A 20,314-nucleotide genomic window follows, 5' to 3' on the forward strand; every position below is an offset into this window, starting at 1 on the left:
CAAGGGTGGCAGAAATGCCGCCCCGGTGCTGCTCTGCACACATAGCTGGAGAGAAGAATTTACCCGTCTGCGGCAGACAATCGTGATGCAATTAAAATATTTGTACTCTTACAACGCGTACAAATAGGATAAATATTCTAAATCAAGCCCCTGCCCGCAGAAGCTCCCGGTGGTTTTCGCCCGCCGCGTGGCGCCCCAGCCCACCGGCGGCTTGCCGCTGCCCCTGCAGGCGGCTTTCATGGATCGTGCCACATGACCGGAGATACCTCCATGCCTTCCACCGCCTCGGCTCCCTGGCCGCCGTCCCTCTGGGTCGCCACGGCGCCGCCCGGCCCGGTGCTGCAGCCGCTCGTCGGGGAGGAGACGACGGATGTCGTCGTCATCGGCGCGGGGTTCACGGGGCTCTCGACCGCGATCCACCTGCGCGAAATGGGCGTCGCCGTCACGGTGGTGGAGGCGGTGGAGCCGGGCTGGGGCGCCTCGGGCCGCAACAACGGCCAGGTGATCCCGACGCTGGCCGGCCATGACCCCTCCGGCATGACGGCGCGCCATGGCGAGGCCGGCGAGCGGTTCAACCGCGTGCTGCGCGACGCCGCGCAATATCTCTTCGACCTCGTGCGCAAGCACGACATCCCCGCCGAGGCCGAGCAGGCGGGCTGGGTGCAGCCCGTCCATTCGCCCGGCCGCTTCAAGATCGCGGAGAAGCGGGTGAAGGAATGGTCGGCGCTCGGCGCGCCGGTCGAGCTGCTTGACCGCGAGGCGACGGCGAAGATGCTGGGCTCGGAGGCCTGGTTCGGCGGCTTCTGGAACCCGACCGGCGGCCATATCAACCCGCTCGCCCTGTCCCGCGGCCTCGCTCAGGTGGCCCTGAAGCTCGGCGCGGTGATCCGCTCGCGCTCGCCGGTCTCATCCTATGCGCGAGTGGGCGATGCCTGGGTGGTGAAGACCGAGAAGGGCCAGGTCACGGCCAAGGCGCTCATCCTCGCCACCAATGCCTATACGGGCGAGTTCTCCGACAGCCTCAACCGCGACATCGCCCGCGAGGTGATCCCGGTCCTGTCCTGGCAGATGGCGACGCGGCCGATCAGCGACAATGTCGCCAAGACCATCATTCCGGACCGGCAGGCCATGTCGGACACCCATCGCGAGCTCTATTTCGCCCGCTGGGACGCCCGCAACCGCCTCGTCACCGGCGGCGCGGCCATGGTGCCGGGCGCCAATGGCGACAACCTGCGCGGCATGATCGGCGAGCGGCTGAAAAAGCTCTGGCCGCAGATCGGCGATGTCGAGTTCGACTATGTCTGGTCCGGCTATGTCGGCATGACGCCGGACAACCTGTTGAAGCCGCAGGTCGCCGGCTTCCCGCGCTTCCACAAGCTCGGGCCGAACGGCTATGCCTGGGCGGGCTGCAACGGCCGCGCCGTGGCGCTCTCGGTGTCGCTGGGCCGCGAGCTCGCCAGGGTCACGCAGGGCGTGCCGGAGAGCGAACTGGGCCTGCCCTTCTCCGATCCGACGCCGCAGCCCTTCCAGCCCATCCTGCGCCGCATCGCGCCCTTCGCCCTGCCGCTCTACCGGCGGCTGGACGCCCAGGAGATCTGAGCGCGTTCAGGCTCTACCCGTCATCCCCGGCGAGGCCGAAGGCCGAGGGAAGGGGATCCAGGACTTGAAGGGCAGGACGACTGTTGTCCTCATGGGTCTCGACGGTCGCCCCTGGACCCCCTTCCCTCGCCCTCCGGGCTCGCCGGGGGTGACGACAACGAAAGGCCCCAAGGGCCGGAGGAGATGGCATGAGTGACACGCCGCAAGCCGAGGTGAAGGTCTTCGGGCCGGAGGAGAGCCCGTCCTACTGGCAGCCGGTGCCGGCCAATGGCTTCGTGCGCTGCATCCTCAATCCGAAGACGGTGAAGACCGAGAACCGCTTCGCCATGGGCACGCAGACGGTCGCGCCGGGCTGCCATATCCGCGAGCACACCCATGACCGCCACGAGGAGGTCATCCACCTGACGGCCGGGCGCGGCTTCGCGCGCATCGACGGCGAGGACATCCCGATGGAGGCGGGCTCGACCGTCTTCATCGGCCGCGACCGCAAGCACGGCTTCGTCAATCCCGGCCCCGAGCCGATGAGCTTCGTCTGGTTCCTGATGCCTGGCGGGCTCGAGGATTTCTTCGCCGCCATCGGCCGCGAGCGGGTTCCGGGCGAGCCTGCGCCCGAGCCCTTCCCGCGGCCCGCCGATGTCGCCGAGATCGAGAAGCGCACGGTCTTCGGCTGGGCCGATCCCAGCCACAATCCGAAGGGATAGAGCCATGATCGTCGAGGAGCGCGACTACCGCATCAAGGCCGGCCATCTCGCCGAGTTCGTCGGGCTCTACGAGGAGCACGGGTTGCCCATCCAGCAGGAGCTGCTCGGCACGTTCCACGGCTATTTCACCTCGGAGACGGCGGAGCTGAACCACGTAGTGGCCTGGTGGTCCTACGAGAGCCTCGATGACCGCCTCGTCCGCCGCGACAGGATGATGGCCGACCCGCGCTGGCAGGATTACCTCGCCAAGGTGAAGGGGCTGGTCGAGGTCCAGCACGTGCGGTTCCTGCGGCCGACGCGGTTTTCGCCGATCAGGTGAGGAGTGGGGCGCGCGCCCCACCTCTCCCCGGCGGGGAGAGGTCGCCGAGCGTAGCGAGGCGGGAGAGGGGGTGAGCCTTCTCCGGATCGGCCTCAAGCCCCCTCTCCTGGCCTTCGGCCGACCTCTCCCCGCCGGGGAGAGGTGGAGCGGTGCCGCTTCGGCGCGCGATGCCATCAATGCGCGCCGCCCTCTCCGCGTCATGCCCGGGCTTGGCCCGGGCATCCACGAATTCTTCTGGATGCGCGGTGGTCAAGTCGTGGATGCCCGCCATAGCCGAGGCCTTGCCTCGGCGTCGGAAGCAAGGAACGGCGGCCAACGGCCGCCAGAGGGCGGGCATGACGGATGGGTGGGTGGAAACGGGAAGCGCCCCCTCACTTGAACCCCACCACCGCGTGCGGCACGTAGGCTGCCTCCAGCGCCGCAATCTCCTCGGCCGTCAGCTTCACCTTCAGCGCCGCCACCGCGTCGTCGAGATGACCCATCTTGCTGGCGCCGACGATGGGCGCGGTGATGCCCGGCTTCTGCAACACCCAGGCGAGCGCAACCTGGGCCCGCGGGATGCCGCGGGCTTTCGCCACCGCCGCCACGGCCTCGACCACCTTGCGGTCGGCCTCGGCGGTGGCCGCATAGAGCGTCTTGCCGAAATCATCGGTCTCGGCGCGGGCGCTGGAGGAATCCCAGTCGCGGGTGAGGCGGCCGCGGGCGAGCGGGCTCCACGGAATGACGCCGATGCCCTCCTCGCGGCACAGCGGCAGCATCTCGCGCTCCTCCTCGCGGTAGAGCAGGTTCACGTAGTTCTGCATGGTGGCGAAGCGCGTCCAGCCATTCGCCTCCGAGGTCTTCAGCATCTTCATGAAGCGCCAGGCGCTCATGGAGGAGGCGCCGATATAGCGGGCCTTGCCGGCCTTCACGACGTCGTGGAGCGCTTCCAGCGTCTCCTCGATCGGCGTGTCGTAGTCGAAGCGGTGGATCTGGTAGAGGTCGACATAGTCGGTGCCGAGGCGGCGCAGCGAATGGTCGATCTCGGTCATAATCGCCTTGCGCGACAGGCCGGCGCCGTTCGGGCCGGGGCGCATGCGGTTGAAGACCTTGGTGGCGATGACGATGTCGTCGCGCTTGGCCATGTCCTTCAGCGCCTTGCCGACGATCTCCTCGGAGGAGCCGAGCGAATAGACATTGGCCGTGTCGAAGAAGTTGATGCCGAGGTCGAGCGCCCGCTTGATGAAGGGGCGGCTCTCGGTCTCGCCCATGGACCAGGGATGGGCGCCCTGGTCGGGCGCGCCATAGGTCATGCAGCCGAGGCAGAGGCGCGAGACGTCGAGGCCGGTGCGGCCGAGCTTCACAGTGTCCATGGCGGGGCTCCCGAGGGGCGGATCGGCCCTGTTCTAGGACGGGCTTGGCGCGGGGGGAACGGCGGGCCGCAGCGGGCCTGCCATGCCCGCGGCGTCAGTCGTCGCGGTGGCGCGATCGCACGCGCCGGACCACCAGCGCCATGACGATGATGACGAAGGGCAGCACCACGGCGGTGGCGACCGAGGGGTCGAAGGGCAGGAGCCCCGCATCCTTGCCGCCCTTGAAGAGATAGCCGAGCAGGCCGAGCACGTAATAGGACACGGCCGCGATGGAGAGGCCCTCCACCGTCTGCTGCAGGCGCAGCTGCAGGCGGCCGCGCTCCGACATGGTCTCGAGCAGCGTGCGGTTCTGCTGTTCGAGGGCGATGTCGACGCGGGTGCGCAACAGGTTCGCGGCGCGGGCGAGCTTCAGCGACAGCTCCGCCTGGCGGTCGGACGCCGTCTGGCAGGTGCGCATGGCGGGGGCGAAGCGGCGGTCGAGGAAGGCCGCCCAGGTCGAGTGCCCCTCGACCGGCGTCTCGCCGATGACCGCAAGGCGCGAGCGCACCAGCGCCTCGTAGGCGCGGGTCGCACCGAAGCGGAAGCTCGACAGCGCAGCCTCCGCCTCGAGCTCGGCGGCCTGCGCCACCAGCGTGTCGAGCAGCGCGGCGTTGCTCTCGAGCCCCGTCGCCGTCTTCATGCGCTGGGCGACCGAGAGAAGCTCGCGCTCGATGCGGCCGATGATCGGCCCGACCCGCTGCGCCTCGGGCAGGCCGAGCAGGGCGAAGCAGCGATAAGTCTCGACCTCGAGCAGGCGCTGCACCAGAGCGCCGGCCACCGCCGGGGTCAGGCCGTGGTCGATGACGAGAATGCGGGTGTAGCCGCGCGAATCCTGGCGGAAGTCGGTGGCGATGGTCGCCGCATCCATGGCCCGGGAGACGCAGAGCGAGGCCGGGTCGAACAGCGCCTGCCAGTCGGCGGGAACGCCATCCTCGCGCACCAGCGCCAGGTCGATGGCGACCAGCAGCGGGCCGGGGGCGGCGACGGCGCCGCCGACCGGGCTCGGCTGCGGCAGCGGCCAGTGGAACGGGTCGCCGGCCGGCGCCGGCACGTCCCAGCCATAGGTGGAGAACTCGCTGTGCCGCTCCCAGCGCAGCCGCGACGTTGGGAAGACGGCGCGGTGGAAATTGGCGCCCTCGTCCGGGCGGGCCGCGCCCGTTGCGCCGCACCAGGCGGCGAGCGTCGCCCGCTCCTGCACCACCGGCACCTCGGCGGTGGCAAAGGCGTGGAGCAACACGCGGCGCGGCGTCTCGACCAGCTGGAAGGGCCGGGCATGCAGCTCGTCCAGCACCTGGCGGCGGAGCGGATGGGGCGCGAAATCGAGACTCACGGGGAACGCGTCCTTGGGGGCATGGGAGCGTCATTGGAGACCCGCCCCGCCCGCTTGGCAAGCGGCCTCACGGGGCTGCGTCACTCGATGCCGTAGGCCTTCCGCGCTTCCGCCACCTCGGCCTCGTCCCAGTAGCCGATGAGAATGCCGCCGCGCAGCTGGCGCGCCGGGCCATAGGTCTCGATCGTCGCATCCGGCATGGTGATGCGGTTGTGGTCGGTCAGCGCCCAGGCGAGGAGATGCTCCTTCAGCCGCGCCCGCACCGCCTCATGCTCGGGGTCGTCGCCGAGGTCGCGATATTCATGTGGGTCCGTCTGCAGGTCCCAGAGCATCGGGCGGAAGCCCGGCGCGTGGACATACTTGAACCGGCCGTCGAAGACCATGAACAGCCGGCACTCGTCGGGCTTGCGGCCGAGGGTGCGGCGGGAATCCAGCATGGAATAGTCGTATTCGGAGATGGCGACCGGCCGCCAGTCCAGCGGCGTCTGCCCCCGCAGCAGGGGTTTGAGCGACCTGCCCTCGACGATGTGGCGCGGCACCGTGCCGCCGAAATGCTCGATGAAGGTCGGCGCAAGGTCGATGGCCTCGACGAGGGCGTCGCAGGTCGTGCCGCGCGTGGCGTCGGCCTCCGGAGAGGGATCGACGACGATGAGCGGCACCTTCACCGAGACCTCGTGGAACAGGTCCTTCTCGCCGAGCCAATGGTCGCCGAGATAGTCGCCATGGTCGGAGGTGAAGACGATCATCGTCTTGTCGGTGAGGCCTTCGTCATCGAGGAACTTGAACAGCACGGCGAGCTGGTCGTCGATCTGGCGGATGAGGCCCATATAGGCCGGGATGACGCGGCGGCGGACCTCCTCACGGGCAAAGTTGCGGGAGACCCGCATGTCCATGAAGGCGCCATAGACCGGGTGCGGGTTCTGCCGCTCGAGATCGGAACGGATGGCCGGCTGGACGTCGTCCTCGCTGAACATGTCGTGGTAGGGCGCCGGGGCGATATAGGGCCAGTGCGGCTTGATGTAGGAGAGGTGCAGGCACCACGGGCGCCCGTCCTCCTTGGCCTCGCGGATGAAATCCATGGCCCGGCGGGTCATGTAGGGCGTCTCGGAATGCTCCTCGGGGATGTTGGCTTCCTTGTCGGCATGGGCGAGGAGCCAGCCATTCTGCTTCTCGCCGTCGGGCCCAATGCCGGAATTGGCGCGGTCCTCCCACGGGTTGCGCGCCGGGAAGCCGTTTGTCTCCAGATAGGCGTCGTAGGCCGGCCGGGCTGCGCCGGGCCGCGAGGGATGCAGGCCGTCGTCGCGCTCATAGGGCTCGAAGCCGCATTGCGCCGCCTCGACGCCGATGACCGAGCCCTTGGGGATGCCCAGCCGCTCCATGCCCTCGTCATCGGCGGTCATGTGGGTCTTGCCGACGAGGACGTTGCGCACGCCGAGGGCTTTCAGGTGCTGGCCGAGCGTCGGCTCGCCGATGCGCAGGGGGAAGTTGTTCCAGTTGGAGCCGTGCGAGCGCATGTAGCGGCCGGTGTAATAGCTCATGCGCGAGGGGCCGCAGACCGGCGACTGCACATAGGCGCGGGTGAAGCGCACGCCGCGGGCCGCCAGCGCATCGATGGTGGGGGTCTTGAGGCGTGGATGGCCGGCGCAGCTCAGGTAATCGAACCGCAGCTGGTCGCACATGATGAAGAGGATGTTCTTGTCGGCGTGCGGCATGGCGGGCTCGTGGGATCAAGGGCGCCGACAGTGCGTCGGACGGGCGAAGCGGGCAAGGGGAGTGGGTGGGGGATTGCGGAGCCACTCGGATAGCCACCGCACCCTCCGTCATGCCCGCCCTTGTGGCGGGCATCCACGACTTGACCACCGCCCCATGAGAATTCGTGGATGCCCGCCACAAGCCCGGGCATGACGGATGGGGTGGTGCCGGAAGGCAAGCAGGAGAGGTGAGCCCGGCCGAAAGCCCCACTCGCGCCCTCCCCGAGCGCCCCTCACGTCGGCCGGAAGCCGGAGGCCTTCACCGCCGGCGTCCAGTCGGCGATGTCCTGCCTCTGGACCCGCCCCAGCTCCTCCGGCGTCGAGCCGGTGGGCACCATGGCGAGGCCCAGGACCTTCTCCTTCACCGCCCCGTCATGCATCGCCGCCATCACCGCGCGGCTGATGCGGCCGAGGATCTCCGGCGGCGAGCCGGCCTTGGCGAAGAGCCCGTACCAGGCGCCGCCAGCAATGGCGATGCCGGCCTCGGTGAAGGTCGGCACATCGGGCAGGAACGGCGAGCGCTCGCGCCCCGACACGGCGAGGATGCGGATGCGGCCGCCTTTGGCCAGCTCCGTCACGTCGGAGGTGGTGGTGATGACCATGGGCACCTGGCCGCCGACGAGGTCGGTCAGCGCCGGGGCGGAGCCGCGATAGGGCGCATGGACCAGCGGCACGCCGATCTTCTCGGCCAGCAGCGCGCCGAAGAAATGCGGCAGGTTGCCGACGCCCGGCGAGCCATAGGTGGCGCGGCGCGGGTCCTGCTTCACCCAGGCGACGAGTTCGGAGAGCGTCTTCGCCGGCGTGTCGGGATGCACGGCAAGGGCGAAGTCGAAGGTGGTGACGAGGCTCACCGGTGCGAGGTCGCGGACGGGATCGTAGGGCAGCTGCGGGAAGACGATGGGGTGGATGACCACCGGTGCGATGGGCGTGAGGAGCAGCGTGCGGCCGTCGGGGGCGGCGTTGATGACGGCCTGGGTGCCGATCTGTCCGCCGGCGCCGGGGCGGGCCTCGACGATGGCCGGCTCGCCAAGGGCACGGCCCACCTCGTCGGCGACGATGCGGGTCAGCGCGTCACCGGCCCCGCCCGCGGCGAACGGGAAGATGAAGCGGATGGGGCCGGACTGGGCGCGCAGCGCCGGAGCGGCGAGGGAGAGGGCAGCGGCGGTGCCGAGAAACGTCCGACGATCCGGCGTCCTGCGATCCATGATGACCTCCCCTTGCCCCTGCACCGACCATCCGACGACGGCGAGGACCCTAGCGCAAGGCCACCGCTATGTCAATGATAATTTTCCTATCTTAGGATGATCGGCTTAGAGAAGGTTGATCTCCTCAATAGGCTTTCACCGGATGGATGAAGGGCCAGGGCGGGGCCTCGGTCCCCCGCGCCACCGCCACCTCGATAAGGGCGGGCGCGCCCTTGGCGAGGGCCGCCGCCAGGACCGGCCTCAAGGCCGCCGGGCTGTCGACGCGGGCGGTGTCGAGACCGAAGGCGCGGGCCAGGGCCGGGAAATCGGGGTTCATCAGATCGGCGCCGATCAGCCGGTTGCCGTAGCGGGTCTCCTGGTCGCGGCGGACATTGCCATAGGCGTTGTTGTTGAAGACCACGGTGACGAGGCCGATGCCGTATTGGACGGCGGTGGCGAGTTCCTGGACGCCGAAGAGGAAGCCGCCGTCGCCGGTGATGGAGACGACGGGGCGGTCCGGGTGGGCGACCTTGACGCCGAGCGCCGTCTGGAAGCCGAAGCCGAGCGTGCCCTGGAAGCCGGAAGAGACATAGGTCCGGGGGCGGCGAACGGGATAGCCGAAATAGCTGGTGAAGCCGGCCTGGCAGAGCTCCTCGACGAGGAGGCCCTCGGGCGGCAGGACGTCGCGGATGACGTCGAGATAATCCATCTCCGGCTGCACCACGCGGATCGCCGCGGCGGCCTCCCGACGGGCCGTCTCGATGGCGGCGCGGTTGTCCGGCGGGCGGTGGCCCTCCAGCGCGGCAAGAAGGGCCGCGACCCCCTCGCCGGCATCCGCGACGAGCGGCGCGTCGGCCTCCAGCCGGTCCATCTCGGCGGGGTCGATGTCGATGCGCACGAGCTTGCGGCCGCCGTCGAGGCGGGTCGTCAGCGCCATCATGTTGGCCCAGCGCATGGTCGGCATCTCGGCACGCGTGCCGATGGCGACGAGGAGGTCGCACTGCTCCCAGAGCCGGAAGGCGGCATAGGAGGACAGGCCCCAGGGACCGGCCTCGTCGACCACGCCGCGGCCACCGCGGAAGGCGGCGACAGGGGCGCCGATCCGCTCGGCGAGGAGGCCGATGGCGGCGGCGGCGTCCTGCGCGCCGGAGCCGGTCATGATGAGGGGGAAGCGGGCGGCGCGGATGAGGTTGACGGCGTGCGACACCGCCATTGGCTCGGGCTTCGCCGGGGCGTCGAGCACGGCGGCGGCGGCATCCGGCACATCCTCGGCGCCGGCCATCGTGTCCCAGGCCATTTCGAGCGCGACCGGGCCGGGGCGGCCGGACTGGGCCTGGCGAAACGCCTCGGCGACGAGGGCCGGGGCATCGGCCGGGCGCTCGATCCGCTCGGCCCATTTGACGAGGGAGCGCAGCGTCCCGAGCTGGTCGGCGATCTCGTGGAGGTGGCCGCGCCGCTTGCCGATGAAGGGCGTCGGGATCTGGCCGGTGAGGCAGACCATCGGCGTGTTGCAGCCCCAGCCCGTGGCGAGCGCCGCGGTGGTGTTGAGGACGCCGGGGCCCGGCACCACCGAATAGACGCCAGGCTTGCCGGTGGAGCGGCCATAGCCGAAGGCCATGTAGCCGCAGGCCTGTTCATGCCGCGCGCCGACGGTGCGGATGCGGTCGGCATTCTGCGCCAGCGCATCGAAGAGCGGATACATCTGCGCGCCCGGCAGGCCGAAGACCGTGTCCACCCCATTGGCGAGAAGGCCCGCGACGATGGCCTCGCCGCCCGTCATGCGCCGCGTCATGCGTGTCTCCGACAATCGCGTGGAAGGCCCCTGCCCGGCCGGCCGCTCAGGGCCATTTCACCACGGGCGGTAGCGAGGACAGGATGCTTTCGACATTGCCGCCGGTCTTCAGGCCGAAGACCGTGCCGCGGTCGTGCAGCAGGTTGAACTCGACATAGCGGCCGCGGCGGATGAGCTGCTCCTCGCGGTCGGCCTCGGTCCAGGGCGTCTGGACGTTGCGGCGGACGAGCTCGGGATAGATCGCGGCAAAGGCGCGGCCCACCGACTGGGTGAAGGCGAAGTCGGCGTCGCGGTCGCCGCTGTCGAGATAGTCGTAGAAGATGCCGCCGATGCCGCGCGGCTCCTTGCGGTGCGGCAGGTAGAAATAGTCCTCGCACCAGGCCTTGAAGCGCGGATAGTCGGCGACCGCATGGCCCTCGCAGGCGCCCTTCATCGCGTCGTGGAAGGCGATGCTGTCCGCATCCTCCTGTACCCGCCGACGGTCAAGCACCGGGGTCAGGTCGGCGCCGCCACCAAACCACATGCGGCTCGTCACCACGAGGCGGGTGTTCATGTGCACGGCCGGCACGTTGGGGTTCACCGGATGGGCGATGAGCGAGATGCCGGTGGCGAAGAAGCGGGGGTCCTCCATGGCGCCGGGGATCTGGCCGCGGAACTCGGGGGCGAATTCGCCGTGGACGGTCGAGCAATGGACGCCGACCTTCTCGAAGACGCGGCCCGCCATCATGCTCATCACGCCGCCGCCGCCATCGGCGCCGCTGTGATCGGTGCGCGACCAGGCCTTGCGGGTGAACCGCCCGGCGGGGGCCGAGGAGCCGGTCAGCCCGTCCTCCAGCGCCTCGAAGCGGGCGCAGATGTCGTCGCGCAGCGCTTCGAACCACGCTCTGGCCCGCGCCTTGTGGGCCTCGACATCGGCCGGCAGCGGCGAGGGATCGGGGCGCGGGGCGTTGACGGCTTTCGGTGCGGCGGTCGGGGCGTTCATGGGCGCTCTTCTCAGGTGCGGAGCACGATCTAGCCCCGTCCTTTCGCCGCAGACAAGTCCGTCAGAAGGCGACGCAGGCGCGCTTCGTGACAATGCCGACGGAGTCCTGCGCGAAACGGCGGCGATAGGCGGCCGCGACCTCGGCGAGACGCGGCAGGTCGCGGGCCTCGTCCGCCAGGACGATGGTGATGACCTTGGAGGGCTCGCGGATCAGCCGGCCCGAGGCCTCGCGATACTGGCCTCGGGCATCGGTGATGGTGAGGCCGTCGGGAAAGCGCGGCGTCACCTCGCGGTCGACGAAACCCGCGAAAGCGGCTTCCGAGACCCCCAGCCGCCCGCCGATGTTGCGGCCGAAGAGCAGGTCCGCCACCAGCCGCTCGCGGCCGCCCGGCGGGCAGGCCGGCGCGCCGGTGGTGACGCAGCCGGCGAGCACCAGCGAGGCCAGCAGCAGGACGGCAGGCGCACGGCTCACGGCAGGCGGGCCGTGTCGTACCAGAAGCCCTCGAGGTTCCTGGCGAGGTCGCGATAGCCGTCGGAGGAGCGCGGCTTCACCAGATAGGCATTGGCATGTTCGCGATAGGACCGGCGGATGTCCTCGTCGCGGTCGGAGCTTGAGAAGATCAGCGTGGGCAGGGTCCGCGTCGCCTCGTCGGCGCGCAGCCGCTGGAGGACGTCGAAGCCGTCCATGCCGGCCATGGAGAGGTCGAGCAGGACAAGGTCCGGGCTCTCCCGGGCGATCTCGGCCAGCGCCACCTCGCCGCTCTCGGCATGGCGGATGTCGACGGCGCCGCCGGTCGCCGCGAAGGCGTTGCGCAGGAAGAACAGCTCGTTCGGGTCGTCATCGACCAACAGCATCGACCGGTTGGGTTTCGCCATCGCCTCCTCCCGTCCTTCGCTCCGCCTTCGCCCGCCGACGCGGCAGGGTCATCTGGAACCGTGCGCCCTTTGGCCAGTCCTTGTCGAGCCAGATTTCACCGCCGTGGCTCTCGACGATGCGCCGGCAGAGCGCCAGGCCAAGCCCGATGCCGGGATAGCGGCTCTCGTCGCGGTGCAGGCGGCGGAAAATCTCGAAGACGCGATCGGCATAGAGCGGGTCGATGCCGATGCCGTTGTCCTCGACCGCGACCTCCCAGAAGCGGCCGGCGGGCCGGGCGCGGATCTTCACCACCGGCGGCTCGTCGCCGCGATATTTCACGGCATTGCCGATGAGGTTCTGGAACAGGCGGACGAGCAGTTCCTGGTCGCCTTCGATGGTCGGCAGGTTGAACACCTTGATGGTGGCGCCGGCAGCCTGGATGTCGGCATCGAGCATGGCGACCGCCTCGCTCACCACGACGGCGAGGTCCACGGCGTCCCGCTTCTCCAGCGCATAGGCGACCTGCGTATAGGCGTTGAGGCTGCGGATCAGGCGCTGCATTCGCTCGACGCTGCCCTGGATCTTGGCGGCATAGCCGGCCGCCTCGGCGTCCGTTCCCGCCACACGGGCGCCGAGCATGTCGGAGAACATGTTGATGTGGCGCAGCGGCGCCTGCAGGTCGTGGGAGACGATGGCGGAGAACTGGCGCAGCGACTCGTTGGTCTGGCGGAGCTTGGTCTCCTGCTCCTGCCGCTCGGTGTCGTCGCGGACCACGACCATGATCGAGGGCTCGTCAGACGATGCATGCGGCAGCCGGCTATAGGCCGCCTGGATCCACACCCAGTGGCCCTCCTTGTGGCGCAGCCGGTGGATGCTGAAGCCGAGCTCGCGTCCGTCGGCCATGGCCCGGTTGACGCCGTCCACCCGCCGCCAGTCGTCGGGATGGACGATGCTGACGGGGTGGATCGCCACGATCTCCTCCGGGGTGTAGCCGAGGAGGCGCTGGCAGGACGGCGAAGCGTAGAAGAGGCGCCCCTCGACGTTGCGCAGCAGGATCGTGTCGCGGGCATTCTCGGCCAGCAGCCGGTAGCGCTCCTCGCTCGCCTCCAGCGCCGCACCGCGCTCCTCGACGCGGCGCTCCAGCTCGCGGTTGGCGCGGGCGAGCGCCGAGGCCTGGAGGTGCAGCTTCACCGAGGCGCGGCCAAAGGCCTCGCCGACGCGGTTCACCTCGACGATGTCGGTGCGGGGGACGACGGTGAGCTGGCCGCGCTCCATGGCGGCGGCGGCCTCGACCATGGCATTGGCGGCGCGCGACAGGCGGCGCACGAGGACGGTGGCCATGGCGATCGACAGGATGACCAGCAGGAGGCCGACCACCGTGACGCCGCCGAAGGTGCGCCAGAGCGCCGCGTCGATGGCGCTCTCCCGCAGGCCGAGCGTCACCAGCCAGCCGCTGAGATCCGAGCGCTGGTAGAAGGCCCTGACCTTCAGGCCATCGGCATTGATGCCGTTCCAGGAGCCGGACCGTCCGACCGCCGCGTCGAAGGAGGGCAGCTGGCGGGCGACGGATGCCTCGTGATTGGCCGAGCGGGCGATGATGAGCCCGGAGCGGTCCGACAGCGAGGCGAAATAGGGATCGCTGATGCCGGCGCGGACCATGAAGCGATGGAAGACCTCGGGGCTGAAGGTGTTGGAGACGAGCGCCACCACTGTTCCGTCGCGGACCACCGGCACGAAGATGGCCACCGCATAGGTGCTGGTGCCGCGGCTGACGAAGAGGCTGGAGAAGACCGGCTGGCGGCTGCGGATCGCTTCCGTCATCGGCTCGAGGAGCGGCCAGTGCGGCAGCACCTCGCCGGGCGGCAGGCCGGTATCGACCAGCAGCCGACCGTCGAGCGCCCGCAGGCGGATGTCGACGCCGGATTCGGTGAACTGCCGCGCCTGGGCGTCGAAGGCGGCGTGGTCGCTGGCATCGATGGCCGGGGAGGTCGCGAGCACCCGCAGGATGTCGAGGCGGCTGCCGAGCATCCGCTCGATCTCGGCGGCGACATCCTCGGTGCGCTGCTGGCCGACCAGCTTGAGCCGCGAGATCTCGGCATCGGCGAAGCGCCAGGCCACGGCAACGGCCAGGAGCATGAGCGGCACAACGATCACCGCCGCGAAGGCGACGAGATAGACCGCCAGCGATCGCTCCTTGCCGACCTCCTGCACCCTGCCTGCCTCCCCTGGGGTCGGCCGATTCGCAGGCCGCTTCCGGGGTGATCATAGCAGCGCTCCGCTGCGTCAACTCCGGCCCCCCGTCGGGGTGGCGGCGAGGCGGCCTGATCGGCATCGCCCTTGCGGCATGATGGTAACGCCGTGGTGATTGCTTCCCCGCGCATCGTCCTCCTATGCTCAAACGCGCCGGCGGCGGGAGGGAGATTCTCGATCCCGCCGCCGCGGGGTTTTTTGCAGATTGTTCTGTCCTTCCCAGGCGACGGGGAACCACATGCGGCAGTTGACCCGCATCATGATCATCGATGACGAACTCCACGACATCGGCTTCATGATCCAGTTCTTCGAGGAACGCCTCCCGGACTGCTCGTTCGAGACATTCGGTTCGGCCGAGGAAGGGCTGGCCCGGCTGCATTTCTCCGATGCCCGCGGCGACAATCCGGCGCTGCCCGACGATCCCGACATCATCATCCTCGACCTGACGCTCGGCGCGATGGACGGGTTCGAGTTCCTCAAGCGCATCCGCCGCGATGAACTGACCCGGCAGATCCCGGTGATCGTCATTTCCGGCGACGGGTCCACCCTGTCGGTGGACAAGGCCTATGAGGCCGGCGCCAACACCATGTTCCGCAAGCCCTCGTCGCTGGAGGGCTACCGCGCCATGATCGGCGCCATCGTCGAATACTGGCAGAAGACGGCGCGCCACGCGGCGGCCTGAGACGGGCCGACTTGAGTTCGCGGCCCAGGCGGTGCAAGTGCGCGAAGCCTTCCCGCCTCCAGCGAGACGAACCAAGTCCCATGACGAACATGACCCGCGCCCTGCCCGTTGCCGCCCTCCTCCTTGCCGCCAGCGCCCTGCCCGCCGCCGCCCGCGATGCGCAGTGCCGGATCGAGCAGAACGGCCGGGTGGCGCTGGAGCGGATCTGCGACTTCCAGCCGGACGGGCGCGACGGCTCCTTCGGGCTCTCGCCGCGCGGCGGCGGCCAGGGCGCACTGTTTGGGCCGATCCTGTCGGTGAGCGTGTCGATCATCGAGCCGGGCGTGGCCGAGGTGCGCGGCCTCACCCGGGACGGCATCAATTCGCGCTGGGGCACGGCGCGCCGGTCGACCACCGACCGGGCCTGCTGGGAGGGCGCGGACTTCCGGATCTGCGTGCGCTGATCACTCCGCCAGGGCCGCAGCCTGATGCGGCTCGGGGGTGGCGTCAGCCGCCATGCCCAGCTCGCTCGCAACCGAGCGCATGATGGCCATCTGCTGCTCGGCGACCTCGGCCGAGAGCGGGGCATCGAGCGACAGGTCGACGGCGAAGAGCCCGAGGTTGCCCTCGACCAACTGGAGCACGCGCTCGGAGGCGGCCTGTCCGCGGCGGGACACCAGCGCGGCATGCTGGGTCTCGGCCGAGCAGACGCGGGGGCCGGCGTCGATCCGGAGGGGATTTGCCGTGGCGGCGGGCGACAGGACGAGAGCCCCGAGGCACAGGATGCCCGCGGCGGCCCCCGTGAAGGGGAACGTGGTCATGGGATGGATTCCAGCGTGGGGGCCCGCGACGCGAACGACTTGCGCGGGCCGGATCATGAGCTGGAAACGAAGGAATTGGCGATTTTGTTCCGCAGGACGCTGCGGCATGCCTGGCTGGGTCGCTAGGATTCGAACCTAGATAGCGGGTACCAAAAACCCGAGTCCTACCATTAGACGACGACCCAGTGCGGCCGGGAGCGCTGCTCCGGCGTCAGGCGGGGCGGACCATAGCGATGTGATCGCCGCCGTTCAACGCCCGGTGTGGATCATCGGCGCCGTCCGCCACTGCCGAAGGCCAGAGGGAGGCGTCTGTGGACGCCGCTCCGCCTCCTGCACTAGGTTTCGGCACCGATCGGCCGCCCGCCCGGCCGCAAACACACCGTCGTGGAGGACGCCATGCTGGGTCTGATGCAGGACTGGCCGCTGCTCATCTCGAAGATCATCGACCATGCCGGGCTCTATCATGCCAACCGCAAGGTCATCTCCCGCTCCGTCGAGGGGCCGATCGTCGAGACGACCTATGCCGCCATCCGCCGCAATGCGCTGCGGGTCGCCAAGCGGCTGGAGAAGGACGGGATCGGGCTCGGCGACCGGGTCGGCACGGTGGCCTGGAACACCTGGCGGCACCTCGAGGTCTGGTACGGCATCACCGGCATCGGCGCGGTCTATCACACGCTGAACCCGCGCCTCTTCCCCGAGCAGATCGCCTGGATCGCCAATCATGCGGAGGACCGCATGATGTTCATCGACCTGACTTTCGTGCCGCTGCTGGAGAAGCTGCAGGACAAGCTGCCGACGGTGGAGCGCTACATCGTGCTGACCGACGGCGCGCACATGCCGCAGACGAGCCTCCGGAACGCTGTCGCGTATGAGGACTGGCTGAACGAGGTCGATGACGACTTCGCCTGGAAGAGCTTCGACGAGAACACCGCCGCGGGCATGTGCTACACCTCCGGCACGACGGGAAACCCCAAGGGCGTCGTCTATTCGCACCGCTCCAACATCCTGCACTCGCTGATCGCCAACGGCCCGGACATGCTAGGCCTCGCGGCGCGCGACACGATCCTGCCCGTCGTGCCGATGTTCCACGCCAATGGCTGGTCGCTCGCCTTCACCGCGCCCATGGCCGGCACGACCATGGTCATGCCCGGCCCGAAGATGGACGGCGCCTCGATCTACGAACTGCTGAACACCTACAAGGTCACGCATTCGGCGGCGGTGCCGACGGTCTGGCTGATGCTGCTGCAGCATCTCGAGCAGAACGGCCTGAAGCTGCCCCATCTGCGCAAGACGATCATCGGCGGCTCGGCCTGCCCGCGCGCCGTCACCCAGACCTTCCGCGATGTCTATGACGTCGAGGTGCTGCATGCCTGGGGCATGACGGAGCTCAGCCCGATCGGCACGGTCTGCTCGATGAAGCCGGAGGTCGCCGACCTCACCGGCGATGCCTGGCTCGACATCAAGGAGACGACGGGCCACCCGCCCTTCGGCGTCGAGATGAAGATCGTCGACGATTCCAAGCGCGAGCTCGCCCGCGATGGCAAGGCCTTCGGCCGACTCGTGGTGCGCGGGCCGTCCATCGCCGCCGCCTATTTCAAGAACGAGGGCGGTGAGATCCTCGACGAGGACGGCTTCTTCGACACCGGCGACGTCGCCTCGATCGACCCCAACGGCTACATGCGTATCGTCGACCGCTCGAAGGACGTCATCAAGTCGGGCGGCGAGTGGATCTCCTCCATCGACCTTGAGAACCTCGCGGTCGGCCATCCCGACGTCGCCGAGGCGGCGGTGATCGGCATCGCCCATCCGAAGTGGGACGAGCGGCCGCTGCTGATCGTCGTCCCGAAGGCCGGCCGCACGCCGACCCGCGACGGGCTGCTCGCCTTCATGGAGGGCAAGATCGCGAAGTGGTGGATGCCCGACGACGTGGTGGTCGTGCCGGAGATCCCGCACACCGCCACCGGCAAGATCCAGAAGACGGCGCTGCGCGACCAGTTCAAGGCCTATCGCTTCCCCGGCTGAGCCCTGCCGCATCGCAACAGCGAAACGCGTGCGGCGTCGTGGCGCTGCAACGCGGGGGCGGCTAGCATGGCCTCCGTCATCGACCGGAGGATGGAATGACGGAAGCCGCCCCGCCGGGTCCCATGGACCCGTCCCGGCCGGGATCATCGCCGCAGGGCGCAGGCCAGGGCGCAAGCCAGGGACCCTGGGGGCCGCGCTCGGCCGCGGCCGCCATGGCGGCGGCGGAAGCCTCGCTCACTGCGGCGCGAACCACCTCCGTGCCGCCGGTGAGCCCCCCTCCCCCGGCTGCACCCACCCCGGCGCCCCCGACGCGGATGGTGTTCACCGGCGAGAACGGCGAGCTCTTCGGCCTCCTCGTCCGCGGCTATGTCCTGCAGGTGCTCACCCTCGGCCTCTACCGCTTCTGGTTCACCACCGAGATCCGCCGCTACTACTGGGGCCACAGCTTCGTCGGGCCCGAAGACATCACCTATACCGGCCGGGGCATGGAGCTGTTCAAGGGCTTCCTGATCGCGCTGGCCGTGGTCCTGCCGATCCAGCTCGGCGCCTTCCTCGTGCTGCTGGGCCTGCCGCAGGCCGAGCTTGTCGTCTCCGGAACGGTCTTCCTCGCCTATGCCCTGCTCGGCCAGTTCGCGGTCTATGCCGGCCGCCGCTATCGGCTCACCCGCACCTCCTTCCGGGGCTTGCGCCTGCGCATGACCGGGTCGGCCTGGTCCTATGCGTTCCGCGCCTTCGGCCTCTGGATCCTCGTCGTGCTGTCGCTCGGCCTGTTCTACCCCTGGGCGACCGCGGCAATGGAGCGGATGAAGATGCGCAACACCTGGTACGGCGACGTTCAGGGCGACTTCACCGGCGAGCCGATCGTCCTGTTCCGCCGCGGCATCGTGCTCTGGCTGATCGCGCTGGCGCTGCCGGTCGCTTCGGTCATCTCCATCATCGCCTCCGTGCCGCCCGAGGCCTGGGATGCGCTGTGGCTCTGGCTGGACGGCTCGAGTTCGCGCGTCTCGACGGTGGTCGGGCTTGCCATCGCCGCGGTGGCGGGAGTGGGTCTTCTGACCATCGTCATCCCCATCCTGCTCTTCCCGGCCTTCCAGGCCATCGCCTTCCGCTGGCGGATGGAGGGCACGCGGATCGGCGGGGCCTCGTTCACCTCGCGCTTCACCATCGGCGCCTCCTACCGGGTCTATCTCCTCGGCGCGGTGGCGCTGTTCGGCGTGCTGATCCTGCTCGGCATCGTCTCGGCCATCGGCTTCGGCGGCATCGCCACCGTGGCGATCCTGCGTGGCGGTGACGGGGTCTCGTCGACCACGGCCGGGATCATCGGCGGGTTGCTCGTCGTCGTCGCCTATCTCGTCCTGTTCGGCACGATGTGGATCGCCAAGCAATTGCTGATCGACCTGCGCCTGCAGCGCGCCCGCCTGTCGTCGCTGGCGGTGGTGAACCTCGCCGCGCTCGACCATGCCCGCGCCAACAATGTCGATGCCTCGGCCATGGGCGACAGCCTCGGCAGCGCCGTCGATTTCGGGTTCAGCACCTGATGCCCTCGATCTCCGCCCGGTACTATGACGGGATCACCAGCCGCCGGCAGGCGGTGGAGGTCTCGCTGCATCCCGAGGGGCTCGCCATCTTCTCCGGCGAGGGCTTCGTGGTGGCGCGCTGGCCCTATGCCGCCATCCGCCGCATCGAGGGGTTCCGCGGCACGGGCCTCGCCATCACCCGCGTGCCGGAGCCGGGCTCGAGCGCCGAACCACGGCTCGAGGTCGACGACCCCGCCTTTGCCGCCGAGCTCTCCGCACGCGCGCCGCTGTCGCTCACCGGCGCAGAGGGCGGGCGGCGCGAGCGCCGGTCCGTGGTGCTCTGGGCGCTGGCGGCCGTGGTCTCGCTGATGGGCCTTGCCTATTGGGGCCTGCCGGCTCTGGCGAGCAGCATCGCACCGCTGGTGCCCGCCTCCGTCGAGCAAAGGCTCGGCGCGGCCATGGACCCGCAGGTCCGCACCGAGTTCGGCGGGCCGCGCGGCCTCAAGACCTGCTCGGCGCCGGCCGGCGTCGCCGCACTCGCCGATCTCGTCGGCCGCTACGAGCGGGCCGCCGGCCTCCACGTGCCGCTCACCGTGGTGGTGCTCGACAGCGGCATGGTCAACGCCTTCGCCCTGCCCGGCGGCTACATCTACGTCATGCGCGGCCTGATCGACAAAGCGCGCGGGCCCGACGAGGTGGCGGGCGTGCTCGGCCACGAGATCGGCCATGTGCGCCACCGCCACGGCCTGCAGGCGGCGATCCAGTCCGGCGGGCTCGCCTTCCTGCTCGGCACGGTGTTCGGCGATTTCGCCGGCGGCACGGCGATCCTCATCGCCTCGCGCACTCTGCTCTCCAGCGCCTTCTCGCGCGATGCCGAGCGGCAGGCCGACGCCTTCGGCGTGGACCTGATGCTGCGCGCCGGCGGCGATCCCGAAGGCCTTGCCCGCTTCTTCCGCATCGCCGGCGCCGACGGCATGCCCGGCGTGCTCACCTGGCTGAACAGCCATCCGGCAGGCCCCGAGCGCGAGGCGGCGATCCGCAAGCTCGCCGAGAACAAGCCGGTGGTGGCCCCTGCCCTGTCGCCCGCGCAATGGCAGGCGCTGCGTGCTATCTGCAGCACGACCAGCTGAGCCGGACC

At 69.6% G+C, this 20,314-nt stretch carries 18 protein-coding genes and 1 tRNA gene; 8 read left to right on the top strand and 11 right to left on the bottom strand.

Translation table 11 applies throughout. The annotated features are described in order from the left end of the window. The first annotated feature begins 270 nt into the window (after nt 1–270). The 3 genes from C8P69_RS04850 to C8P69_RS04860 all read left to right on the top strand — a co-directional run bounded on the left by C8P69_RS04850 (nt 271) and on the right by C8P69_RS04860 (nt 2,619). Nucleotides 271–1,599: an NAD(P)/FAD-dependent oxidoreductase gene (locus tag C8P69_RS04850; protein WP_108174744.1), complete on the top strand. Its 1,329-nt coding sequence runs from the start codon at nt 271–273 to the stop codon at nt 1,597–1,599. A gap of 188 nt (nt 1,600–1,787) precedes the next feature. Then, nucleotides 1,788–2,300 carry a cupin domain-containing protein gene (locus C8P69_RS04855; RefSeq protein WP_108174745.1) on the top strand — a complete coding sequence of 171 codons (513 nt, stop codon included), beginning with the start codon at nt 1,788–1,790 and terminating at the stop codon, nt 2,298–2,300. A 4-nt stretch (nt 2,301–2,304) separates the two neighbouring features. Continuing rightward, nucleotides 2,305–2,619: an NIPSNAP family protein gene (locus tag C8P69_RS04860; RefSeq protein ID WP_108174746.1), complete on the top strand. Its 315-nt coding sequence runs from the start codon at nt 2,305–2,307 to the stop codon at nt 2,617–2,619. A 371-nt stretch (nt 2,620–2,990) separates the two neighbouring features. On the opposite strand, the gene C8P69_RS04870 is transcribed toward C8P69_RS04860, so the two are convergent. From C8P69_RS04870 to C8P69_RS04910, 9 genes are all read right to left on the bottom strand, one after another. Beyond that, nucleotides 2,991–3,971 (bottom strand): aldo/keto reductase, encoded by a 981-nt coding sequence (locus C8P69_RS04870; protein WP_108174748.1) that lies wholly within the window; start codon nt 3,969–3,971, stop codon nt 2,991–2,993. A 94-nt stretch (nt 3,972–4,065) separates the two neighbouring features. Beyond that, nucleotides 4,066–5,340, bottom strand: a complete 1,275-nt coding sequence (locus C8P69_RS04875) for a DUF3422 family protein (RefSeq protein WP_108174749.1) — start codon at nt 5,338–5,340, stop codon at nt 4,066–4,068. 80 nt (nt 5,341–5,420) lie between these two features. Beyond that, nucleotides 5,421–7,052, bottom strand: coding sequence for an alkaline phosphatase family protein (locus C8P69_RS04880; protein WP_108174750.1), 1,632 nt, complete (start codon nt 7,050–7,052; stop codon nt 5,421–5,423). 272 nt (nt 7,053–7,324) lie between these two features. Further along, nucleotides 7,325–8,296, bottom strand: coding sequence for a Bug family tripartite tricarboxylate transporter substrate binding protein (locus C8P69_RS04885; protein WP_108174751.1), 972 nt, complete (start codon nt 8,294–8,296; stop codon nt 7,325–7,327). A 124-nt stretch (nt 8,297–8,420) separates the two neighbouring features. After that, nucleotides 8,421–10,067, bottom strand: a complete 1,647-nt coding sequence (locus C8P69_RS04890) for a thiamine pyrophosphate-dependent enzyme (protein ID WP_108174752.1) — start codon at nt 10,065–10,067, stop codon at nt 8,421–8,423. Between the two features lie 46 nt (nt 10,068–10,113). Continuing rightward, nucleotides 10,114–11,049: an oxygen-dependent coproporphyrinogen oxidase gene (gene hemF, locus C8P69_RS04895; protein ID WP_108174753.1), complete on the bottom strand. Its 936-nt coding sequence runs from the start codon at nt 11,047–11,049 to the stop codon at nt 10,114–10,116. 61 nt (nt 11,050–11,110) lie between these two features. Next, nucleotides 11,111–11,521 (bottom strand): DUF3574 domain-containing protein, encoded by a 411-nt coding sequence (locus tag C8P69_RS04900; RefSeq protein ID WP_108174754.1) that lies wholly within the window; start codon nt 11,519–11,521, stop codon nt 11,111–11,113. Beyond that, nucleotides 11,518–11,925: a response regulator gene (locus C8P69_RS04905; RefSeq protein ID WP_108174755.1), complete on the bottom strand. Its 408-nt coding sequence runs from the start codon at nt 11,923–11,925 to the stop codon at nt 11,518–11,520. The genes C8P69_RS04900 and C8P69_RS04905 overlap by 4 nt, the downstream gene beginning before the upstream one ends. Continuing rightward, nucleotides 11,888–14,116, bottom strand: a complete 2,229-nt coding sequence (locus C8P69_RS04910) for a sensor histidine kinase (RefSeq protein WP_108174756.1) — start codon at nt 14,114–14,116, stop codon at nt 11,888–11,890. The genes C8P69_RS04905 and C8P69_RS04910 overlap by 38 nt, the downstream gene beginning before the upstream one ends. 277 nt (nt 14,117–14,393) lie before the next feature. On the opposite strand from C8P69_RS04910, the gene C8P69_RS04915 reads away from it, so the two are divergent. After that, the gene (locus C8P69_RS04915) at nt 14,394–14,837 is read left to right on the top strand and encodes a response regulator (protein WP_108174757.1); all 444 of its coding nucleotides are present in this window, start codon (nt 14,394–14,396) and stop codon (nt 14,835–14,837) included. 80 nt (nt 14,838–14,917) lie between these two features. Further along, nucleotides 14,918–15,280 (top strand): hypothetical protein, encoded by a 363-nt coding sequence (locus C8P69_RS04920; protein ID WP_245901871.1) that lies wholly within the window; start codon nt 14,918–14,920, stop codon nt 15,278–15,280. Here C8P69_RS04920 and C8P69_RS04925 read toward each other — a convergent pair whose 3' ends face one another. Both C8P69_RS04925 and C8P69_RS04930 read right to left on the bottom strand, forming a co-directional pair. After that, the gene (locus tag C8P69_RS04925; RefSeq protein WP_108174758.1) at nt 15,281–15,637 is read right to left on the bottom strand and encodes a hypothetical protein; all 357 of its coding nucleotides are present in this window, start codon (nt 15,635–15,637) and stop codon (nt 15,281–15,283) included. Nucleotides 15,638–15,748: 111 nt separating this feature from the next. After that, nucleotides 15,749–15,822, bottom strand: a tRNA-Gln gene (locus tag C8P69_RS04930). Between the two features lie 211 nt (nt 15,823–16,033). On the opposite strand from C8P69_RS04930, the gene C8P69_RS04935 reads away from it, so the two are divergent. The 3 genes from C8P69_RS04935 to C8P69_RS04945 all read left to right on the top strand — a co-directional run bounded on the left by C8P69_RS04935 (nt 16,034) and on the right by C8P69_RS04945 (nt 20,306). Beyond that, nucleotides 16,034–17,659, top strand: coding sequence for a long-chain-fatty-acid--CoA ligase (locus C8P69_RS04935; protein ID WP_108174759.1), 1,626 nt, complete (start codon nt 16,034–16,036; stop codon nt 17,657–17,659). A 95-nt stretch (nt 17,660–17,754) separates the two neighbouring features. After that, nucleotides 17,755–19,197 carry a DUF898 family protein gene (locus tag C8P69_RS04940; protein ID WP_108174760.1) on the top strand — a complete coding sequence of 481 codons (1,443 nt, stop codon included), beginning with the start codon at nt 17,755–17,757 and terminating at the stop codon, nt 19,195–19,197. Continuing rightward, entirely contained in the window at nt 19,197–20,306 is a 1,110-nt protein-coding gene (locus C8P69_RS04945; RefSeq protein WP_108174761.1) for a M48 family metallopeptidase, read from the top strand. Before C8P69_RS04940 ends, C8P69_RS04945 begins: the two co-directional genes overlap by 1 nt. Nucleotides 20,307–20,314: the final 8 nt, after the last annotated feature.

Source organism: Phreatobacter oligotrophus (genome assembly GCF_003046185.1).
GTDB lineage: Bacteria > Pseudomonadota > Alphaproteobacteria > Rhizobiales > Phreatobacteraceae > Phreatobacter > Phreatobacter oligotrophus.

Bases quoted from the DNA above. Each gene is read 5' to 3' on its own strand.
- C8P69_RS04850 (WP_108174744.1), top strand. From the start codon at position 271: ATGCCTTCCACCGCCTCGGCTCCCTGGCCGCCGTCCCTCTGGGTCGCC.
- C8P69_RS04855 (WP_108174745.1), top strand. From the start codon at position 1,788: ATGAGTGACACGCCGCAAGCCGAGGTGAAGGTCTTCGGGCCGGAGGAG.
- C8P69_RS04860 (WP_108174746.1), top strand. From the start codon at position 2,305: ATGATCGTCGAGGAGCGCGACTACCGCATCAAGGCCGGCCATCTCGCC.
- C8P69_RS04870 (WP_108174748.1), bottom strand. From the start codon at position 3,971: ATGGACACTGTGAAGCTCGGCCGCACCGGCCTCGACGTCTCGCGCCTC.
- C8P69_RS04880 (WP_108174750.1), bottom strand. From the start codon at position 7,052: ATGCCGCACGCCGACAAGAACATCCTCTTCATCATGTGCGACCAGCTG.
- C8P69_RS04885 (WP_108174751.1), bottom strand. From the start codon at position 8,296: ATGGATCGCAGGACGCCGGATCGTCGGACGTTTCTCGGCACCGCCGCT.
- C8P69_RS04890 (WP_108174752.1), bottom strand. From the start codon at position 10,067: ATGACGCGGCGCATGACGGGCGGCGAGGCCATCGTCGCGGGCCTTCTC.
- hemF (WP_108174753.1), bottom strand. From the start codon at position 11,049: ATGAACGCCCCGACCGCCGCACCGAAAGCCGTCAACGCCCCGCGCCCC.
- C8P69_RS04905 (WP_108174755.1), bottom strand. From the start codon at position 11,925: ATGGCGAAACCCAACCGGTCGATGCTGTTGGTCGATGACGACCCGAAC.
- C8P69_RS04915 (WP_108174757.1), top strand. From the start codon at position 14,394: ATGCGGCAGTTGACCCGCATCATGATCATCGATGACGAACTCCACGAC.
- C8P69_RS04920 (WP_245901871.1), top strand. From the start codon at position 14,918: ATGACGAACATGACCCGCGCCCTGCCCGTTGCCGCCCTCCTCCTTGCC.
- C8P69_RS04925 (WP_108174758.1), bottom strand. From the start codon at position 15,637: ATGACCACGTTCCCCTTCACGGGGGCCGCCGCGGGCATCCTGTGCCTC.
- C8P69_RS04935 (WP_108174759.1), top strand. From the start codon at position 16,034: ATGCTGGGTCTGATGCAGGACTGGCCGCTGCTCATCTCGAAGATCATC.
- C8P69_RS04940 (WP_108174760.1), top strand. From the start codon at position 17,755: ATGACGGAAGCCGCCCCGCCGGGTCCCATGGACCCGTCCCGGCCGGGA.
- C8P69_RS04945 (WP_108174761.1), top strand. From the start codon at position 19,197: ATGCCCTCGATCTCCGCCCGGTACTATGACGGGATCACCAGCCGCCGG.